The sequence below is a fragment of the Pseudoalteromonas sp. ESRF-bin5 genome (genome assembly GCF_002632075.1).
GTDB classification, from domain to species: Bacteria; Pseudomonadota; Gammaproteobacteria; order Enterobacterales; family Alteromonadaceae; genus Pseudoalteromonas; species Pseudoalteromonas marina.
On record NZ_NTLW01000105.1, the window covers coordinates 1 to 2,030 of the forward strand.

Annotated in this window: 1 protein-coding gene; it reads right to left on the reverse strand. The window is 42.0% G+C overall.

Annotated elements, in window-relative coordinates; all coding sequences use genetic code 11:
* On the reverse strand, nt 1-2,030 hold a 2,030-nt coding region (locus tag BCG07_RS05360), incomplete at both ends, for a TonB-dependent receptor domain-containing protein (RefSeq protein ID WP_286889131.1).

Sequence of the window (2,030 nt, forward strand, 5' to 3'; positions counted from 1 at the left end):
TGGTAAATAACATTATCAGTGCTGAACGACTCACCGTAATAATCACCACTCATACCACGAATAAAGCGTGCGTTATAAAGCACACTCAACGCATCAGACAAATCGTAATTTACAGACAAGTTAGATTTGATTTTAGAGTAGCCGCCAATGTTACCGTCAATAGTCCCTGTGTAATCAATATCATCTTGCTCAAATTCAACCAAGTAAGTGGTATCTAGATTGATGCGGTAGTTATCAGCAGTGTAACCAATGTTCCAGTCAATACCTGATGTTTTTTGAGAGCCAACATTGGTTAATGCAGAGCTTAAGTTTGATAAATCACCCGCTGGGGTAATATTTACCGAATCACACGATTGCGTGTCGCCCGCAAAACAGTTGTTCATTTCGTTTTGTACATCTAAACGCGTAATGGCGTTAGTGATGTCAAACTTCCAGTAATCAAGCGTTGTAGATAAACCTTCAACCACTTCCCACACCATGCCAAATGTAAACGAACGGCTTTCTTCTGCTTGTAAGTCAGCATCACTTGTGTAGTTCACTAAAATTTGCGCATCTTGCTCGTTACCCCACGGATCGGCTAGGTAATCGTATGAGCCCGAGTTACCACCAAATAGTTCAGCAACGTTTGGTGCTCTAAAGCCAGTTGCAAGTACAGAACGAACCATAAATGAATCTGTTACATCCCAAGTAGCGCCAAGCTTCCACGTTGTCTCACCACCAAACGTAGAATAATTGTCGTAACGTGCAGCCCCTTCAAGTGTTACCACTTCTAAGACAGGCATCGATGTTTCAAAGTAAATCGACTGTACCGAATAATCACCTTCAGTAGGATCTTGCTGAGCAGCTGTACTTTGGCCCAATTGTGTAATTAAATCAGGTGTGTAAAAACCACTTTCAAAACGGTTCTCAATACCTATAGCGTAACCAATATCGCTATCGGTTAGTGCGCTGTAACCTGCTGATAAGATAAATTGCTCATTTCCACCTTCGTTATTTTCGGTGTAAATAGAATCGTTAGCAGTTAAAAAGTCACGGCTAAGTGCATCACCACTAAACCAAAGTGCTTGGTTTGCGTAAATGCTTTGCTCTACTTGGCTTGCATTAATCGAGTTTTGTACTTTATCTTTAGAGTCGTTTCTGCCGTATGTAGCACTCACATCCCAGCTTGCATCGTTATCTAAAATGCCTTGTAATGCCACAGATGCACGGTATGTGTCTGTTGTTTGCTCGTATATACGCGGGCCAGCATCAACCATTCTTCTGCGGTACTCTAGCGAATCGGCAAGCTCACCGTCGGCGATAAACGCATTAGTGTATTCGCTATCAAGGTTTGCTGTAAGTAAATCTACACTGGCTGGTTGAGGTGCCAATTGCTGTGATGAATCACGACGTGTATACATTAGATCAACATTAAATGTGGTATCAGCGTCTAGCTCTTTATCAAAGCTTGTAAAAAGGCTGTACAAATCGTTTGGTGTTTGCGCATAACTCGATGTAGTAAAGTCGTACGACGTTGTTCTATCGGCAAATACACCATTACCTTCGTATGTTTTGCCGCCTAAAGTACCTTGTGGAATAAATGACGACTGTCCTGCAGGCACAAAGCTACGATCTGATTGAATCACTTCTCCACGGCTTGAAAACTGGGCACCAACTACTAAGTTACCATCGGCAATCTGCATGCCATGTAATAAGCTAGTACCGTAGTTATTACCATCACCTTTCGTTGTGCGGCTTCCTTCAACATTAAGCTCAGTACCTTCAAAATCTTTTTTGGTAATAATGTTAACAACACCGGCGATTGCATCAGATCCATACACCGCTGATGCACCATCTTTTAAGATTTCAATTGATTTGATCATTGCAACAGGAATGGTATTTAAATCAACTGAAGAGTCTGCACCGGTTCCAGAAGAAACCATACGACGACCATTTAGTAACACTAGGGTACGTTGTGATCCCATGCCACGTAAGTTAACAGTTGCAGAACCACCCGAACCATTATTACTTGAAGCACCAAGGCTTATACC